The following is an 18307-nucleotide window of genomic DNA, read 5'->3' as shown; positions in this document are numbered from 1 at the left end:
CGGGCGGGCGTTTCAGGCAAGTTGCGGGTGCGCGGACCGGCGTGCCGGACGTCGTGTGGCCGTATCACTGTGCTTGTCTCCTGGTTGCGCCTGCCGCCGGCTGCATGCCGGTCGTAGTCTCGACGCTTTTTTCTACGATAAGCAGCATAAATCTCGGCGTCAATAATTTTTATCGAGATTTTTGAAAGGCAGTGATAAAGTAGCTCCCATGTCAGACGGCGCCACCCTCCCCCCGCTCGCCCATTCCGCCTCGGCCAACACCCTGGTCGGCGCGGCCTATGTCAATCTGCGCCGCGACATCATCCAAGGCGTGCATCCGCCGGGCTCACGGCTGCGGGTGGAACACCTGAAGGACGATTACGGCGTGGGCGCGGGCACGCTCCGTGAGGCGCTGGCGCTGCTGGTGTCGGACGCGCTGGTCATCGCGCAAGGACAGCGCGGTTTCCACGTCACGCCGATCTCGCTCGAAGATTTCCGCGACATCACCGAGAACCGCGTGCTGCTGGAAACCCAGGCCCTGCGCCAGTCCATCGCGCTGGGCGACGACGACTGGGAAAGCGCCGTGCTCGCCGCCTTCCATCGCCTGAGCAAGGCCGAACAGCGTCTGGCCGCCGACCCCGACACCCGTTTCGAGGAATGGGAACAACGCAACCGCGAGTTCCACCGTGAACTGATCCGCGCCTGTCCCTCGCGCTGGCTGCATCATTTCCTGGGCATCCTGTACCAGCAGGCCGAGCGCTACCGCCGCCTGACCGTCACGCGCAAGCCCATCGCGCGCGACCTGGACGACGAACACAAGGGCATCCTGGACGCCACGCTGGCGCGCGACGCGGACCGCGCCTGTGCGCTGCTGGCGGCGCACATCCGCCTGACCTACGACGCCGTGGCGCGCCTGCCGCCGGACCTGTTCAATCCGCAAGCCTGATCCGAAGCGCACAGGCGCGGACCTCAAGCATCTTGGCGCGAAGCGCACGGACCTGAAACGCCCTGGCGCGAGCCGCGCCGCTCAAGCCGCGCCGGCGCGGTGCTGCGCCAGCACCTCATGCATGGAGCGCGCCGCGCGTTCCAGCACCGGCACGGCCCGCAGCAGATCGTCGAGCATGACGCGCGCGGTCGGCGCATGGCAGGCCACCGCCGCCACCACCCGGTCATCCGCGTCGCGCACCGGCACCGCCACCGCGCTCATGCCGCGCACGAACTCTTCGTTGTCGATGCCGATGCCGCGCGCAGCCAGCCGTTCAAGCTCTTCTTCCAGCCTGGCCGGGTCCGTCAAGGTACGCGGCGTGTTGCGCGTCAGCGGCAGGCGCGCCAGCACCCGCCCCCGCTCCAGCCGGTTCATGGACGCCAGGAACAGCTTGCCGCTGGCGGTGCAGTGCATGGGCACGTGGCTGCCCACCGCGAAGAACAGGCGCAGCGGTTCGGTCGTTTCCACGCGTTCCATGTAGACCACGCGGTCGCCGTCGGGCGCGGTCAGGTTGCAGGTTTCGCCCAGGGTGCCGACCAGTTGCGCCAGCACGGCGCGGCAGGCGCGCGTGAAGGCCGAGGCGCGCAAGGTCGCCAGAGCCAGGGTCGCTGCCTGCGGCCCGGGCACGAAGCCGTTCTCGGTGGGCGTGGCGGCGACGAAGCCGGCGCGCTGCATGGCCGCCAGCAAGCGCATCAAGGTGGTCTTGGGCATGTCCAGCCGCTGCGCCAGTTGCGCCAGCGTGGGCGGATGCTGGGCCCGCGCCAGATGGTCCAGCACCACCAGCGCGCGCAGCGTGCGCGCGGCCTCCTGGTGCGACGCCGCGTCCTCGGCCGGCTGCTCCGATGCTGCACTGCGATTTTGAAACCGAATCTGCATATTCTGTTCCACTTTTCCGCCCCTGCGCCTGTTGTGCTTTGCTCTGCGCGCGCGCTTCCTAGAATCGCCTCAGATGCCGCAGCGCCCATGCGCCGGCATCGATCCAGTATATAAGTGCGCCCCACAACGACAAGCAGGGTTAACGCGCCGTAGGCCAGGCGCGGCGCCCTGCTGCAGGGAGAGCTTGCGGACATGTCCGATACCGTGGATTACATCGTGGTGGGCGCCGGCTCGGCCGGATGCGTGATGGCCAACCGGTTGAGCGCCAACGGCGAACACAGCGTCTGTCTGCTCGAAGCCGGGCCCAAGGACAGCTACCCGTGGATACACATCCCCATCGGCTACGGCAAGACGATGTTCCACAAGGTCGTGAACTGGGGCTACTACACCGACCCCGATCCCGGCATGCTGGACCGGCGCATCTATTGGCCGCGCGGCCGCACCCTGGGCGGCTCCAGCGCCATCAACGGCCTGATCTACATCCGCGGCCAGCGGCGCGACTACGACGCCTGGGCCGCCGCCGGCAATCCCGGCTGGAGCTGGGACGAATGCCTGCCCTACTTCCGCAAGCTGGAAAACAATGATCTCGGCCCCGGCCCCACGCGCGGCACCGAGGGCATGCTCAACGCCACCTCGATCAAGACGCCTCATCCGCTGGTGGAAGCGCTGATCGGTGCGGCGCAAAGCCTGGGGCTGCCGCACCTGGACGACTTCAATACCGGCGACCAGGAAGGCGTGGGCTACTACCAGCTGACCACGCGCAACGGCCGCCGCTGCTCGACCGCCGTGGCCTATCTGCGCCCGGCCCAGGACCGCAGCAATCTGCGCGTGGAGACCGACGCGCACGCCATGGCCGTGCTGTTCGAAGGCAAGCGCGCCTGCGGCGTGCGCTACCGGCGCGGCGGCCAGGTGCACACCCTGCGCGCGCGCCGCGAAGTGGTGCTGTGCGCCGGCGCGCTGCAATCGCCGCAGCTGCTGCAGCTGTCCGGCGTCGGGCCGGCTGACCTGCTCCGCCAGTTCGGCATCGGCATGGTGCACGAGCTGCCCGGCGTGGGCGAGAACCTGCAGGACCATCTGCAGATCCGTCTGATCTACGAAACCACCCGGCCCATCACCACCAACGACCAGCTGCGAACCCTGACGGGCCGCGCCCGCATGGGGTTGGAATGGCTGCTGTTCCGCGGCGGCCCGCTGGCGGTGGGCATCAACCAGGGCGGCGTGTTCTGCCGCGTGGATCCGGCCAGCCGCACGCCCGACACCCAGTTCCATTTCGCCACGCTGTCGGCCGACATGGCCGGCGGCAAGGTGCATCCGTTTTCGGGCTGCACCTATTCCGTATGCCAGCTGCGACCCTCGTCGCGCGGCCGGGTGCGGCTGCGCAGCGCCGATCCCTTCGAGGCGCCGTCGATGCAGCCGAACTACCTGTCCACCGAGCTGGACCGCAGCATGGTCGTGGCCGCGGTGAAGTATGCGCGCCGGCTCGCCGCCACCCAGCCGCTGGCCGCCCTGATGAAGCGCGAGTTCCGTCCGGGGCCCGAAGTCGTCACGGACGACGAGATCCTGCACTTCTGCCGCGAGTACGGCGCAACCATCTTCCACCCCTCAGGCACCGCCAAGATGGGGCCGTCCAGCGACCCCATGGCGGTGGTGGACGAACGCCTGCGCGTGCACGGCGTGGCGGGCCTGCGCGTGGTGGACTGTTCGATCATGCCCACGCTGGTCTCAGGCAACACCAATGTGCCCGTGGTGATGCTGGCCGAACGCGCGGCCGATTTCATTTTGCAGGACCTCAGGCAAGCGCAGCCGCAGGCGCTGCGCGTCGCCGCCTGAATTGGAGAAGGCTGACCCCGGATAGCAGAACCACACGGCGCAGGACAACGCAGATTGCCCGGCCGCCCACCAAAGGAGACTAGACATGGCCAAGCAAAACGAAGCCGCGGTGCGCAAAGTCGTCGCCGCGTCGCTGATTGGCGCCACCATCGAGTGGTACGACTTTTTCCTGTATGGCGTCGTCGCGGGCATCGTATTCAACAAGCTGTACTTCCCCACCGGCGACCCGCTGGTCTCGACCATGCTGGCCTACACCACCTTTGCCGTGGGCTTCGTCACCCGGCCGCTGGGCGGGCTGATCTTCGGCCACTTCGGCGACCGCATAGGCAGAAAGAGCATGCTGGTGATGACCCTGATGATCATGGGCATCTCCACCTTCCTGATCGGGCTGGTGCCGACCTACGACAGCATCGGCGTCTGGGCGCCGATCCTGCTGCTTCTGCTGCGCGTGTTCCAGGGCATAGGCCTGGGCGGCGAATGGGGCGGCGCGGTGCTGATGGCCTACGAGTACGCACCGCCCGGCAAGAAAGGCTTCTACGCCTCGCTGCCGCAGATCGGGCTGGCCATCGGGCTGTGCCTGGCGTCGGGCACCGTGGCGCTGCTGTCCACCTTGCTGACCGACGCGCAATTCATGGCCTGGGGCTGGCGCGTCGCCTTCCTGGCGTCGGCCGCCATGGTGCTGGTGGGCATGTACATCCGCCTGAACATCAAGGAAACGCCCGAGTTCGCGGCGGTCAAGGCCAGCAACGCCGAAAGCCGCATTCCCTTCTTCGACATGCTCAAACGCTACCCGGGCAATGTCTTCAAAGGCATGGGCGCGCGCTACATCGACGGCGTGTTCTTCAACGTGTTCGGCGTGTTCTCGATCTCGTACCTGACGCAGACGGTGCAGATCACCCGCACCGAGGCGCTGACGGGCGTGATGGCCGCGGCCCTGGTGATGTGCTTCTTCATCCCCTTCTTCGGCCGCCTGTCCGACCGCATCGGCCGCACGCGCGTCTATTTCTGGGGCTCGCTCATCACCGCCGCGGCGTCCTTCCCCGGCTTCTGGCTGATGCTGAATAGCCAGGGCAGCGTGATGCTGGTGTGGCTGGCCATCATCATCCCCTTCGGCATCCTGTACGCCGCGGTGTACGGGCCCGAGGCGGCGCTGTTCTGCGAGCTGTTCGACGCCAAGGTGCGCTACACGGGCATTTCCTTCGTCTATCAGTTCTCGGGCATCTTCGCCTCGGGCATCACGCCCATCATCGCGACCGCGCTGCTGAAGACAGGCGGCGGCCAGCCCTGGCTGATCTGCCTGTACGTGCTGTTCGCGGGCGTGGTGTCGGCGATATGCGCCATGCTGATCGGGCGCAGCGGACAGCCGGCGGAAATCGACGCGGCGCCGGCCCCCGCCATGCCGCGCGGCGGATTGCGCAAGGCCTGAACGTGAAAGCGCCGGCCGCGGGGGGCCGGCGCCTTGTACGCCTGGGGACTACGCTTCAGGGCTATCGCCTCGGGCGGCCGCCAGCTGGCCGCAACGCTCCGAAACCCAGCCTCAGCACTTCCGTCTCAGGCCTCCGCTACCGGCCGGCCATAGAACGGATAGTTGGGATCGTTGTAGCCATGGCTGGAAGCATGGCCCGGCGTCACCCAGTCGTTGACGACGGCCTCGTCCTCGACCGTGATCTTCACGTCCAGGGCCGCGTAGTAGTCCTCCATCTGCGCCAACGTGCGCGGGCCGGCGATGACGGCGGTGACGATGGGATTGGCCAATACCCAGGCAGTGGCGAAATGCCCCGCCTGCGTACCGCGCGCGGCGGCGTGCGCCACGAGCTTCTGCGCAATTTCCAGGGATTCCTCGCGGAACTCGGTGGCCAGGATGCGGCGGTCGCCGCGTCCCGCACGGCTGTCCGCCGCAGGCGCCTGGCCCGGCAGATACTTGCCAGTCAGCACGCCGCGCGCAATCGGGCTGTAGGGCACGACGCCTAGACCGTAGTGCTTGCACGCCGGCAGGATCTCGACTTCGGGGCCGCGGTTGAGCATGTTGTAGTAAGGCTGGCACACCACCGGCTGCGGCACGCCCATTTTTTCGCACAGGCGCATGACTTCGGCGATGCGCCAGCCGCGGAAGTTGGACAGGCCGAAGCTGCGTAGCTTGCCAGCACGGATCAAGTCGCCCAGCGCCCACAGCGCTTCTTCGAGGTTTTCCTCGTGGTAGTCGCGGTGCAGGTAAAGGATGTCCATGAAGTCGGTGCCCAGCCGCGTGAGGCTGTCCTCGACGCCGCGCATGAGCCATTGCCGCGAATAGTGGGCCTGGTTCGGACCTTCGCCGACGGCGTTGCCGATCTTGCTGGCCAGCACCCAGTCGTGGCGTTGGCCTTTGAGCAGCTTGCCCACCACTTCTTCGGAACGGCCGCCGTTGTAGACGTCAGCGGTGTCGATGAAGTTCAAACCATGGTCACGCGCGGACGCGACGATGCGGGCGGCTTCATCGTCGGGGGTTTGCTCGCCGAACATCATGGTGCCCAGGCAAAGCGGAGAGACGCGGAGATTGCTGCGGCCGAGGCGGCGGTAGTTCATGGTTGGCTTCCTCTCATTCACGGAAATGGTTTAGACGCGAGCATGCAACGGCAAGCCTGCGCCCGTCAAATTCGCATCTCAGGCATTCTTGGTTGGATAGTTGACGTTTGGTTTTGCAAGGCCGGGGTTCGTGAGCCGCCGGCGTCCGGACTGCGGGATTCCGATGCTCGCCCCGGTGGGGCTGCGCTTCGGATCCCTCCGTCCGGCCACCGGCTCAGGGCATCCGCCCAGGAACGGCAAAAAAAACCATCGCATTGGGCGACTGCCAGCCGAGGCTGCCCGGAGCCATCCGAAGCGCAGCCCCACCGGGGCGAGCATCGGAATGGCGCAGGGTAGCCTCGGCGGTTCAGAACCCCGACATCCGCATGCTGGAAGCTCCCTTGCCCCCTAACACCGGGGTTCTTGAGCCGCCGGAGTCCGGACTGCGGGATTCCGATGCTCGCCCCGGTGGGGCTGCGCTTCGGATCCCTCCGTCCGGCCACCGGCTCAGGGCATCCACCCAGGAATGGCAAAAAAAGCCATCGCATTGGGCGACTGCCAGCCGAGGCTGCCCGGAGCTATCCGAAGCGCAGCCCCACCGGGGCGAGCATCGGAATGGCGCAGGGTAGCCTCGGCGGTTCAGAACCCCGACATCCGCATGCTGGAAGCTCCCTTACCCCCTAACACCGGAGTTCTTGAGCCGCCGATGTCCGGACTGCGGGATTCCGATGCTCGCCCCGGTGGGGCTGCGCTTCGGATCCCTCCGTCCGGCCACCGGCTCAGGGCATCCGCCCCTGAACGGGAGAAAAAGCCATCGCATTAGGCGACTGTCAGCCGAGGCTGCCCGGAGCCATCCGAAGCGCAGCCCCACCGGGGTGAGCATCGGAATGGCGCAGGGCAGCCTCGGCGTTTTAGAACCCCGACGTCCGCAAGCTAGAAGAAGCCCCCCGCGCCCTGGATCGTCAAAAGCCAAACTCTCTAGCCGCCAGCATCCACCGCCGCCAGGATCTTCCCGAACAAAGCATCCGCATGCGCCGAATCCAGCCAACGCACGATCACCACCATCTCGCGTTCCGGCTCGACCCACGTGAACGAGCTCCCCGCTCCAACGCCGAAGAAGCTGGAGGCAGGCACGCTGGGAAACACCCGGCCCTCATGATTCAGCCAGATCAAATAACCGTAATACGGCGCAATCGCGCAAGGCGTGCGCATGTCCCGGATCCATTCGCTGGACAGGATGCGGCGGCCATTGGCCGTGCCATCGTTCAGCAGCATCTGGCCGATCAGCGCCTGGTCGCGGGCACTGATTGACATGCCGCCGCCCCAGTGCGAACCGCCGGGCACAGAGGGCATGCGCTGGCCGTCGATCTCGACCCAGGCGTTGTCGTAGCCCACCCATTGCCAGTTTTCGCTGGCGCCGATGGGCCGCGTGACGGCTTCGCGGAAGACTTCGGGCAAGGGTTTGCGGAACAGGTGCAGCAGCGCGTACGACAGCTGGTTGATGCGCACGTCGTTGTATTCCCAGTACGTGCCGGGACGCTGCAGCGGCCGCGCGTCGCCCTTCTTGCCGCCGGGCGGCACGCCGAAAGTGACGGCGCGGTAGCGGTCGGCCTGGTCGGACACGCCGAAGCGCTCGCCTTCCCATTCGCTGGTCTGCTGCAGCAGGTGACGCCAGGTGATGTCGGCGTTCTGCCCTTCATCGAAGCCGATGCCGGGCACGCGCTTGCCCACGGGTTCGTCCACGTCCGGCAGCAGGCCGCGGTCGTGGGCCACGCCGGCCAGGATCGCCAGGTAGAGCTTGGCCACGCTGAAGGTCAGGTCGGCGCGCTCGGGCTCGCCCCAGGATGCGATGGTCTCGCCGCGCACGGTCACCACACCCGACACCGGGCCGCGGTCGTGGATCGGGCCCAGCAGGCGGTTCCAGGGCGGCGGATCGTTCAGGTGCACGCCGAAATTGCCCTTGACGCTGCGGTCCCAGGCGGATTCGTGGTCGTTGGCGAATTGGATCGCCTGCTGCATAAGTGTGTTCATTGTTGCCTCATCGTCATTGCTTCGTGTTCATTGCTTCGTGTTTTCAGCCGGGGCGCCGCGGATCCGGCGCTGCCGGTCCGCCAGCGCCGTCCCCTGGGGGCCCGCGCAAGCGGGTTGGGGGAGGCCTACCCCGCTAGAAATTCCATTGCCGCCTGCACGCCGCCCGCGCGGTGCGGCACGCCCGCCGCGGCCAGGCCCATTTCCACGCCCGCCAACGTGCCGCACAGCGTCAGGTCATTGAAGTGGCCCAGGTGGCCGATGCGGAACACGCGGTCGGACAGCTTGCCCAGCCCCTGCCCCAGCGACATGTCGAAGCGTTCCAGCACCACCTTGCGGAAGGCGTCGGCGCCGTGGCCTTGCGGCATGATGGCGGCGGTAAGCGCCGGGCTGTGCGCGGCCGGGTCCAGGCTCAGCAGCTCCAAGCCCCAGGCCGCCAGCGCCAGGCGCGTCGCGTGGGCGTGGCGCTGATGGCGCGCGAAGACTTGCGGCAAGCCTTCTTCGCGCAGCATGGCCAGGGCCTCGTGCAGGCCGTAGAGCAGATTGGTCGACGGCGTGTACGGGAAGTAACCGCGGGCATTGGCGGTGAGCATCTCGCGCCAGTCCCAGTACGAGCGCGGCAGCCGCGCCTGGTCGGCCGCGGCCAGGGCGCGCGCGCTGACGGCGTTGAAGGCCAGGCCGGGTGGCAGCATCAGGCCCTTCTGCGAGCCGGCCACCGTGACGTCCACGCCCCATTCGTCGTGGCGGTAGTCGATGGAGCCCAGCGACGAGATGGTGTCCACCATCAGCAGCGCCGGGTGCGCGGCGCCGTCGATCGCCGCGCGCACAGCGGCGATGTCGCTGGTGACGCCGGTGGAAGTTTCGTTGTGCACCACGCACACGGCCTTGATGGCGTGCGCGCTGTCCGCGGCCAGGCGCGCGGCGATGGCAGCCGCGTCCACCGGATGGCGCCAGTCGCCCTCCAGGAAATCCACTTCCAGCCCCAGACGCCCCGCCAGCTTGCGCCACAGGCTGGCGAAATGGCCGGTCTCCACCATCAGCACGCGGTCGCCCGGCGACAGCGTGTTGACCAGCGCCGCTTCCCAGGCGCCGGTGCCCGATGAGGGAAAGATCACCACGGGAGACTGGGTCTGGAAGACATGCTTGACGCCCTCCAGCACCGCCAGGCCCAGCGCGCCGAACTCCGGTCCGCGGTGGTCGATGGTGGGCTGGTCGATGGCGCGCAGCACGCGGTCGGGCACGTTGGTGGGCCCCGGAATCTGCAGGAAATGGCGGCCGGACGGATGACTGTTCAGGGTAAGCATGCGTAGCCCCAAAATGGAATATTTTTGTATACCAAGGGAAGATACCGGGTGCACAAGCGTGACATTCCCGGCACGCGGACTTGCGGCATGCGCCACTCTATCCCATTGTTTTTGCGTTAATAACCTAGGGTATACACCCAGCAGGCCAGATGCGCATCCAGGTTTATAGTCTCGCAAAACACGGGGAATTTTTGTATACCAATGAGCAGCGTTTCCAGCCTGATGCCTGATTCCGGCGCGTCCGCCGTGGCGCCCGAAAGCGCGCCGCCGCCTGCGGCCCGCAGCGCGGGCAACGGCCGCACGCTGCCGGCGACGGTGGCCGGGCAGCTGCGCGAACGCATCATCCAGGGCGAGTTTCCGCCCGGCTCGCGCCTGAACGAACGCGCGCTGTGCGACCTGCTGGGCGTGTCGCGCACGCCTTTGCGCGAGGCCTTCCGCGTGCTGGCCGCCGAAGGCCTGGTGCAGATCGAACCCAACCGCGGCGCGCAGGTGGTGGCGCTGTCGGAAGCGAACATCCGCGAGGCCTTCGAGGTCATAGGCGGACTGGAAGCCATGTCGTGCCGCCTGGCCTGCGAACGGGCCACCGATGCCGAGATCGCCGAGATCCGCGCGCTGACCTACGAGATGATGGCCAGCCACGCGCGCCACGACCTGCCCACCTACTTCCAGACCAACCGAGACATCCACGAACGCATCAGCCTGGCCGCGCACAACAGCCTGCTCAAGCAGCTGTACGACGCGCAGAACTCGCGCATCCAGAACCTGCGTTTTGTCTCGAACGAGAACCGCCAGAAATGGGATCTGGCGATGCGCGAGCACGTCGAGATGGCCGAGGCCCTGGACGCGCGCGACGCCGACCGGCTGGCCGGCATCATGCGCCAGCACTTGCAACGCAAATGCGAGGCGGCTCTGAAGGCCATCGCCCATCCGCCCGCCGCGCCGGCCGATTCCGGTTGAATCCGCGCCGCCCGGTTCTTGGGCGGAGCAAGCAGCACAGCGGGCCCGACCGCCCGCCACAAGATGTCAGATACGCAGTACGTGCAGTGACTTCCACAGGAGCCTCGCCATGACTGATTTCCGCATCACCCCCGCCTTCGCGCCGTCCCGGCGCGCATCCTTCCCGCTCAAGGCACTGGCTGGCGCCCTGCTGGCCTGCGCCGCGCTGGCGGCCCAGCCGGCCCTGGCCGGCAAGAAGGACGACACCTTGCGCATGGCCTACGACCAGGCGCCGGAAAGCGTGGACCCCTACTACAACAACGTGCGGATCGGCGTCATCATCGCCGCCAACGTCTGGGACACCCTGCTGTACCGCGACCCCGTCACCAACGAGTACAAGGGCCAGCTCGCCAAGAGCTGGAAGCAGGTCGACGACAAGACCATGGAATTCGAGCTGCGCCAAGGCGTCAAATTCCATAACGGCGAGGAGTTCGACGCGGATTCGGTGGTGTACACGCTGAACTACGTGGCGGACCCGAAGAACAAGGCCGTGACGCAGCAGAACGTGGCCTGGATCGACAAGGTCGAGAAGATCGACAAGTACAAGGTGCGCCTGACCACCAAGGAGCCCTTCCCCGGCGCCAAGGAATACCTGTCCACCACCGCCGCCATCCATCCGGCCAAGTACTACCAGGAAGTCGGGCCCAAGGGCATGAACGCCAAGCCGGTCGGCTCAGGTCCCTACAAGGTGGTGGATTACCAGCCCGGCAAGTCCATCACGCTGGAACGCAATGCCGATTACTTCAAGGATTCGCCCAAGGCCCAGCCCAAGATCGGCAAGGTCGTGATCCGCTTCATCCCCGACCGCCAGACGCAAATGGCCGAGGTCATTTCGGGCGGCGAAGACCTGATCATGAGCGTGCCCAAGGACCAGGCCGAACAGCTGGGTTCGATGCCGTCGCTGCAGATGGTCACCGGCAACACCATGCGCATCGTGTTCATGCAGATGAACATCCTGGAAGGCACGCCCGCGCCGCAGCTCAAGGACGAGCGCGTGCGCCGCGCCATCATCCACGCGATCGACCGCGAGGCCATGCTGAAGAACATCGTGGGCGAAGGCGGCGGCCTCATCAACACCATCTGCACGCCCTCGCAGACGGGCTGCACCCAGGAAGGCGCGCCGGTCTACAAGTACGACCCGGCCCAGGCCAAGAAACTGCTGGCCGAAGCCGGCTACCCGAACGGCTTCGACATCGACCTGGTGGCCTACCGCGAGCGCAACCAGACCGAAGCCATCATCAACTACCTGCAGGCCGTCGGCATCCGCGCCAAGCTCAACTTCCTGCAGTACGCCGCCATGCGCGACATGATCCGCGCCAACAAGGCCTCGCTCACTCACCAGACCTGGGGCTCCAACCTGGTCAACGACGTGTCGGCGTCCACGCCGGTGTATTTCGGCTTCGGCAACGACGACATCACCCGCGACCCGCAGGTGCGCGACCTGCTCGCCACAGGCGACCGCACCATCGACAGCGCCGCGCGCAACGCCGCCTACAAGCAGGCGCTGGACCTGATCGCGCAGAAGGCCTATGCCGTGCCGCTGTGGACCCTGCCCGCCTACTACGTAGCCACCAAGGACGTGAACTTCAAGCCCTATTCGGACGAATTGGTGCGCTTCTGGGACATGAGCTGGAAGTAAGGGAGAGCTAGCCCATGCTGTATTTCACGATCAGGCGCCTGGGCCTGGCGGTGCTGGTGGCGCTGACGGTCTCGATCCTGGCCTTCCTGCTGCTGCACCTGTCGGGCGACCCGGCGCTGGCCCTGGCCGGCGAAGGCGCCCGGCAGGCCGACATCGACATGATCCGCAAGACCTACGGCCTGGACCGGCCGCTGGCCGTGCAGTACGCGGATTGGCTCTGGCACATCCTGCAGGGCGATTTCGGCACCTCGGTGTATTTCAAGACCGAGGCCGGGCCGCTGATCCTGTCCAAGCTCAAGACCACCTTGCTGCTGGGCATGGGCGCGCTGGCCTTCGCACTGCTGATCTCGATACCGCTGGGCGTGCTGGCCGCGCTGTACAAGGGCAGCCTGATCGACCGCATCTGCCTGGCCATCGCCGTGCTGGGACAGGCGCTGCCCAACTTCTTCTTCGCGCTGATCCTGATCATGCTGTTCTCGATCTCGCTGCGGCTGCTGCCGGTGTCGGGCAGCGGCAGCTGGCAGCATTTCGTTATGCCGGCGATCGCGCTGGGCTATTACGTGGCCCCTGCCTTCATGCGCCTGATCCGCGCCGGCATGATCGAAGTCCTGGCCGCCGACTACATCCGCACCGCCCGCGCCAAGGGCCTGCCGGCGCGCAAGATCGTCTTCAAGCACGCGCTGCGCAACGCCATCGTGCCGGTGGTGGCGCTGGCTGCGGTGCAGCTGGGCTATCTGCTGGGCGGCTCGGTCGTCATCGAAACCATCTTCGCGCTGGACGGGCTGGGCTATCTGGCCTACCAGAGCATCACCTACAAGGACTATCCCGTGATGCAGCTCATCGTGCTGCTGCTGTCGGTGCTGTACGTGCTGCTGACCCTGGCCGCCGATATCGCCAACGCCTGGCTGGACCCGCGCATCCGGGTGTCCTGACATGACTACGCCTACCCTGAGCCCGTCCGCTCCCGCCGTCCAGGCGCCGCTGGAACTGTCCGCGTCCACCCTGCGCTGGCGGCGGCTGCGCCGCAACAAGGCGCTGCTGGCCGGCGGCGGCATCCTGCTCGTCATCGTGCTGATCGCGCTGCTGGCGCCGTGGATCTCGCCGCATGATCCCTACTTCCAGGATCTGGCCTACCGCACCGCGCCGCCGGTCTGGTACGACAAGGGCACCTGGCTGCATCCGCTGGGCACCGACCAGCTGGGCCGCGACTATATGTCGCGCCTGTTCTACGGCGCGCGCATTTCGCTCTTGATCGGCATCAGCGTGGCGCTGATCTCCGGCCTGATCGGCACCGCCATGGGCATGGCGGCCGGCTACTTCGGCGGCAAGGTCGACATGGCGGTGTCCTTCCTGATCACCACCCGTCTGTCCATGCCCGTCATCCTGGTGGCGCTGGCCACGGTCGCCATCGTCGGCGGCTCGCTCTGGGTGGTGATCCTGGTGCTGGGGCTGCTCAAGTGGGACCGCTACGCGGTGGTGATGCGCAGCGCCACCCAGCAGGTGCGTTCGCTGGAATACGTGGCCGCGGCGCAGGCCGCGGGCGCGTCCACCTGGCGCATCGTCTGGGGCGAGGTGCTGCCCAACGTGGTGCCGCAGCTGATCGTGATCGCCACGCTGGAGGCCGCCAGCGCCATCCTGCTGGAAGCGTCGCTGTCCTTCCTGGGCCTGGGCGTGCAGCCGCCGCTGCCGTCCTGGGGCCTGATGATCTCGGAGGCCAAGGCCTATATGTTCTTCTCGTTCTGGCTGATCGCCATCCCGGGGTCGGCGCTGGCCCTGCTGATCTTCGCGATCAACCTGGCCGGCGACGGACTGCACCAACTCCTGACGCCTGAAGAGAGGGCCTGAGCATGAACGCCACGGATATCGTGCTGGACGTGCAGGGCCTGACCGTCGACATCGCCACGCCGCGCGGCACGCTGCATGCGGTGCGCGACGTGTCGTTCCAGGTGCGGCGCGGCGAAACGCTGTGCCTGGTGGGGGAATCCGGCTGCGGCAAGTCGATGACTTCGCTGGCCATCATGGACCTGCTGCCCAAGGCCGCCCGGCGCGGCGCGCGCCGCTTGTCGGTGCTGGGCGAAGACCTGTCGGCCGCGCGCGGCCGGCGCGTCAACGCGCTGCGCGGCAGCAAGATGGCAATGATCTTCCAGGAGCCCATGACGGCGCTGAACCCCGCCTACGCCATCGGCGAACAGCTGACCGAGCACTACATCCACCACTGCAAGGCCGGCGCGCGGCAGGCGCGCGACCGCGCGGTCGAGCTGCTGGAGAAGGTCGGCATCGCCTCGGCGGCGCAGCGCCTGTCGCAGTATCCGCACCAGTTGTCAGGCGGCCTGCGCCAGCGCGTGATGATCGCCATGGCGCTGATGTGCGGGCCGGAACTGCTGATCGCCGACGAGCCCAGCACGGCGCTGGACGTCACCATCCAGGCGCAGATCCTGCGCCTGCTGGCGGACCTGCAGGCCGAGCTCGGTATCGCCATGGTGCTGATCACCCACGACCTCGGCGTGGTCGCGCGCATCGCGCGCCAGGTCGCGGTGATGTACGCCGGCCAAATCGTGGAGGAAGGGCCGGTGGCGGAACTGTTCGCCTCGCCGCGCCATCCCTATACCCAGGGGCTGCTGGCCTGTATCCCCGTGCCCGGCCGGACCGCGCCCGGCGCGGCGCTGGGCACCATCCCGGGCGTGGTGCCCGCGCTGGTCGGCGAATTGCGCGGCTGCGCCTTCCGTGACCGCTGCCCGCACGCGCAGCCGCAATGCCACGCCGAGGTGCCGGTGCATGCCGCCGCTTCCGGCCAGCAATGGCGCTGCATCCTCCAACCCGAAGGAGTCCCGGCATGAGCCCCTTGCTGCAAGCCGACGCCGTCAGCAGGCAGTTCTCGATCCGCTCGGGCATGTTCCGCCCGCGCAGCACGCTGCACGCCGTCAACGGCGTGGACCTGGCGGTGGAGCGCGGCGCGGTGCTGGGCATCGTGGGCGAATCCGGCTGCGGCAAGTCCACCCTGGCGCGCATGCTGCTGGGGCTGACGCCGCCCACCGAGGGCTCGATCCGGCTCGACGGCCAGGACATTCGCAGCTTGGGCCGGCGCGCGCTTGCCCGCCGCGTCCAGCCGATCTTCCAGGATCCGTATTCCTCGCTCAATCCGCGGCGCTCCATCGCCTCCATCGTGTCGCTGCCGCTGGAAGTGCACGGCATCGCCAATCCGAAGCAGCACAAGGCCATCGAGATGCTGGAGCGCGTGGGCCTGCCGCCGCGGCTGGCCCACAACACGCCGGGGCAGCTGTCCGGCGGCCAGCGCCAACGCGTGGCCATCGCGCGCGCGCTGGTGATGCATCCCGAGATCGTCATCTGCGACGAGCCGACCTCGGCGCTGGACGTGTCGGTGCAGGCGCAGATCATGAACCTGCTGATGGATCTGCGCCGTGAATTCAACCTGACCTATGTCTTCATCAGCCACAACCTGGCGGTGGTAGAGCACATCGCCACCCATGTGGCGGTGATGTACCTGGGCCGGGTGGTCGAATCCGCTGCGACGGCGCAGCTGTTCCACGACCCGCGCCATCCCTACACGCAGGCGCTGCTGGCCTCGGTGCTGACGCCGGAGCCGGGCCTGGGCATACCCGACATGGGCCTGGGCCTGTCGTTCCCCGATCCGCTGCGCCCGCCCCCGGGATGCCCGTTCCATCCCCGCTGCCAGCAGGCCATGGCGCAATGCAAGACCGAGCGCCCGGCGCTGACGCCGCGCGCGCAATCCGTGGTGGCGTGCCACCTCTATCCCCCTACTTCCAACGGAGCCCAGCCATCATGACCCGCGCACAAGCCATTGCCCAGGCGGAACAGTGTTTTGATTGCGGCGCTTTCCGCGCGCTGCTGGCGCGCCGCCTGGCCCAGCCCACGGAAAGCCAAAACCCGGCGCGCGCGCCCGAGCTCGCGGCCTACCTGGAAACCGAGATCCGCCCCGCCTTCGAGGCGCTGGGCTTCACCTGCCGCACGCTGACGCATCCCAAGGCGCTGGCGCCGTTCCTGTACGCCGAGCGCGTCGAGGACCCGGCCCTGCCCACCGTGCTGGGCTACGGCCATGGCGACGTCATCCGCGGCCTGGAAAAGGAATGGAAGGAAGGCCTGTCGCCCTGGGCGCTGACCGAATCCGAGGGCCGCTGGTACGGCCGCGGCATCGCCGACAACAAGGGCCAGCACAGCATCAACATGGAGGCGCTGCGGCTGGTGCTGGAAACGCGCGGCAAGCTTGGCTTCAACGCCAAGTACCTGATCGAGATGGGCGAGGAAACCGGCTCCATGGGCCTGCGCGACCTGTGCGAACAACATCGCGCGCTGCTGGCCGCGGATCTGCTGATCGCCTCCGACGGCCCGCGGCTAAGTGCGGAACGCCCCACCATCTTCCTGGGCGCGCGCGGCAGCCTGAACTTCGACCTGAGCATCGAGGCCCGCGCAGGCGGCCACCACTCGGGCAACTGGGGCGGCCTGATCTCAAACCCGGGCATCCAGCTGGCCCACGCCATTTCCACGCTGGTCTCGCCCACCGGCCAGATCCGCATCCCCGAATGGGTGCCGCGCGAACTGCCCGCCGCGGTACGGCGCGCCCTGGCCGATTGCCAGGTGGACGGCGGCGCCGACGGTCCCGAGATCGAGCCCTGGTGGGGCGAGCCGGGGCTGTCGCCGGCCGAGCGCGTGTTCGGCTGGTGCTCGTTCGAGGTGCTGGCCTACAAGACCGGCAATCCCGACACGCCCGTCAACGCCATTCCGCCGCGCGCCTGGGCGCGTTGCCAGCTGCGCTTCGTGGTCGGCGTGGACCCCGACGACCTGGTTCCCGCGCTGCGCCGCCATCTGGACCGCCAGGGCTTTCCCATGGTCCAGATCACGCTCACGCGCGAGAACATGTTCCGCGCCACCCGCATCGACCCCGACGACGCCTGGGTGCGCTGGGCGGTGGATTCGCTGGAACGCACCTCCGGCGCCAAGACCGCCGTGCTGCCCAATCTGGGCGGTTCCCTGCCCAACGACATCTTCACCGACGTGCTGGGCCTGCGCACCATCTGGGTGCCGCACTCCTATCCCGGCTGCTCCCAGCATGCGCCGAATGAACACCTGCCGCCCGCACTGCTGCGGCAGGCGTTGAGTTTGATGACGGGGTTGTACTGGGATCTGGGCGCGGGCGGCACGCCGGCATTGGCACGCTAAGCCGCACCGGCCGGTCCCAGCCGCGCCCGCAGGAAATCGATGAAGCGCCGGACCTTGGCGCTGACGTGGCGCGTGTCGGGATAGACCGCGTAAACCTCCTGGCGCGGCAGCGAATACGACGGCAGCACACGCTGCAGCGCGCCCCGCGCCAGGGGCTCTTCCAGCAGCCATTCGGGCAATGCCGCCACGCCGCAACCGGCCAGCGCGAATGCCAGCAGGGCCGAGGCCGTGTCGGCCTGCGCCACGGGCGCCACGCGCAACTCGTGCTCGCGCCCCTTGCCGTCGATCAGCCGCCAGCGGTCGCTGCGCCCAGGCCGGTTGGCCAGCCAGGGCAGCGCCGCCAGCGCCTGCGGCGAACGCGGCGCGCCGTGCTGTGCCAGGAGTGCGGGACTGGCCACGAGCCACAGCTTGAATTGGCCGATGCGCGTGGCGCGATAGCTGGAGTCTTCCAGGGCGCCTACCCGTATGGCCAGGTCCAGCCTCTCGGCGATCAGATCGGCATGCGCCGAGCCGGCGCGGTAGCTCACCTGCAAGCCGGGATGCTCGCGCGCGAACGCCGCCAGGGCCGGCGCCACCACGCGGTTGCCGTAGTCGACCGACGCCGTCACCCTGAGGCTGCCTGACAGCGCGGACTGGCCGGAACGCGCCTCGTCCACGGCGGCCTCGGCTTCGCGCAACAAACGCGCGCAATGCCGGTAAAAGCCCTCGCCCGCCTCGGTCAGCGCCAGCCGCCGGGTGCTGCGCGTCAGCAGCGCCACGCCCAGCTCCTGTTCCAGTTGCTTGATGTTGAAGCTGACCACCGCCTTGGTCGCGCCCAGCGCGTCGGCCGCCGCCGTGAACGAGCCGGCTTCGACCACCGCCGCGTACATGGCCAGACGATTCAGGTTGATCATGGCGCGCCTTCATTGTCAAAAAAACACGAACAGTATATCC

Annotated in this window: 15 protein-coding genes; 10 read left to right on the top strand and 5 right to left on the bottom strand. The window is 67.7% G+C overall.

The features are described 5' to 3' along the window. Positions 1 to 208 precede the first annotated feature (208 nt). Entirely contained in the window at positions 209 to 925 is a 717-nt protein-coding gene (locus tag HWY37_RS13260) for a GntR family transcriptional regulator (protein WP_175208432.1), read from the top strand. Positions 926 to 1006: 81 nt separating this feature from the next. On the opposite strand, the gene HWY37_RS13255 is transcribed toward HWY37_RS13260, so the two are convergent. Then, positions 1007 to 1852: an IclR family transcriptional regulator gene (locus tag HWY37_RS13255; RefSeq protein ID WP_175208433.1), complete on the bottom strand. Its 846-nt coding sequence runs from the start codon at positions 1850 to 1852 to the stop codon at positions 1007 to 1009. 180 nt (positions 1853 to 2032) lie between these two features. On the opposite strand from HWY37_RS13255, the gene HWY37_RS13250 reads away from it, so the two are divergent. Together HWY37_RS13250 and HWY37_RS13245 are read left to right on the top strand one after the other, a co-directional pair. Next, on the top strand, positions 2033 to 3670 hold the full coding sequence (locus HWY37_RS13250) for a GMC family oxidoreductase (protein WP_176088814.1): 1638 nt from the start codon (positions 2033 to 2035) through the stop codon (positions 3668 to 3670). A gap of 85 nt (positions 3671 to 3755) precedes the next feature. Continuing rightward, positions 3756 to 5096 carry an MFS transporter gene (locus HWY37_RS13245; protein ID WP_176088813.1) on the top strand — a complete coding sequence of 447 codons (1341 nt, stop codon included), beginning with the start codon at positions 3756 to 3758 and terminating at the stop codon, positions 5094 to 5096. A 125-nt stretch (positions 5097 to 5221) separates the two neighbouring features. Here the strand turns inward: HWY37_RS13245 and HWY37_RS13240 are convergent, their stop codons facing one another. From HWY37_RS13240 to HWY37_RS13230, 3 genes are all read right to left on the bottom strand, one after another. Then, positions 5222 to 6232: an aldo/keto reductase gene (locus HWY37_RS13240; RefSeq protein ID WP_176088812.1), complete on the bottom strand. Its 1011-nt coding sequence runs from the start codon at positions 6230 to 6232 to the stop codon at positions 5222 to 5224. A gap of 957 nt (positions 6233 to 7189) precedes the next feature. Further along, positions 7190 to 8242 carry a serine hydrolase domain-containing protein gene (locus HWY37_RS13235; RefSeq protein ID WP_176088811.1) on the bottom strand — a complete coding sequence of 351 codons (1053 nt, stop codon included), beginning with the start codon at positions 8240 to 8242 and terminating at the stop codon, positions 7190 to 7192. A 125-nt stretch (positions 8243 to 8367) separates the two neighbouring features. Then, entirely contained in the window at positions 8368 to 9543 is a 1176-nt protein-coding gene (locus tag HWY37_RS13230) for a pyridoxal-phosphate-dependent aminotransferase family protein (protein WP_176088810.1), read from the bottom strand. Positions 9544 to 9744: 201 nt separating this feature from the next. On the opposite strand from HWY37_RS13230, the gene HWY37_RS13225 reads away from it, so the two are divergent. From HWY37_RS13225 to HWY37_RS13195, 7 genes are all read left to right on the top strand, one after another. Next, positions 9745 to 10500 (top strand): GntR family transcriptional regulator, encoded by a 756-nt coding sequence (locus HWY37_RS13225; protein ID WP_175208439.1) that lies wholly within the window; start codon positions 9745 to 9747, stop codon positions 10498 to 10500. A 109-nt stretch (positions 10501 to 10609) separates the two neighbouring features. Then, the gene (locus tag HWY37_RS13220; protein WP_176088809.1) at positions 10610 to 12178 is read left to right on the top strand and encodes an ABC transporter substrate-binding protein; all 1569 of its coding nucleotides are present in this window, start codon (positions 10610 to 10612) and stop codon (positions 12176 to 12178) included. Between the two features lie 14 nt (positions 12179 to 12192). Continuing rightward, the gene (locus tag HWY37_RS13215) at positions 12193 to 13110 is read left to right on the top strand and encodes an ABC transporter permease (protein ID WP_175208441.1); all 918 of its coding nucleotides are present in this window, start codon (positions 12193 to 12195) and stop codon (positions 13108 to 13110) included. Position 13111: 1 nt separating this feature from the next. After that, the gene (locus HWY37_RS13210; RefSeq protein WP_176088808.1) at positions 13112 to 14023 is read left to right on the top strand and encodes an ABC transporter permease; all 912 of its coding nucleotides are present in this window, start codon (positions 13112 to 13114) and stop codon (positions 14021 to 14023) included. Positions 14024 to 14025: 2 nt separating this feature from the next. Then, positions 14026 to 15015, top strand: a complete 990-nt coding sequence (locus tag HWY37_RS13205) for an ABC transporter ATP-binding protein (protein WP_246302287.1) — start codon at positions 14026 to 14028, stop codon at positions 15013 to 15015. Further along, a complete protein-coding gene (locus HWY37_RS13200) occupies positions 15012 to 15983 on the top strand; it encodes an ABC transporter ATP-binding protein (protein WP_175208443.1) in 972 nt (323 codons plus the stop codon). The genes HWY37_RS13205 and HWY37_RS13200 overlap by 4 nt, the downstream gene beginning before the upstream one ends. After that, on the top strand, positions 15980 to 17374 hold the full coding sequence (locus tag HWY37_RS13195; protein WP_176088807.1) for a M20 family metallopeptidase: 1395 nt from the start codon (positions 15980 to 15982) through the stop codon (positions 17372 to 17374). The genes HWY37_RS13200 and HWY37_RS13195 overlap by 4 nt, the downstream gene beginning before the upstream one ends. Here the strand turns inward: HWY37_RS13195 and HWY37_RS13190 are convergent. Then, positions 17371 to 18267 (bottom strand): LysR family transcriptional regulator, encoded by an 897-nt coding sequence (locus HWY37_RS13190; protein ID WP_176088806.1) that lies wholly within the window; start codon positions 18265 to 18267, stop codon positions 17371 to 17373. The genes HWY37_RS13195 and HWY37_RS13190 overlap by 4 nt on opposite strands. Between the last annotated feature and the right edge of the window lie 40 nt (positions 18268 to 18307).

The sequence above is a fragment of the Achromobacter anxifer genome (assembly GCF_903652925.1).
GTDB lineage: Bacteria > Pseudomonadota > Gammaproteobacteria > Burkholderiales > Burkholderiaceae_B > Achromobacter > Achromobacter anxifer.
This window is presented reverse-complemented; position numbering and strand designations above follow the sequence as displayed.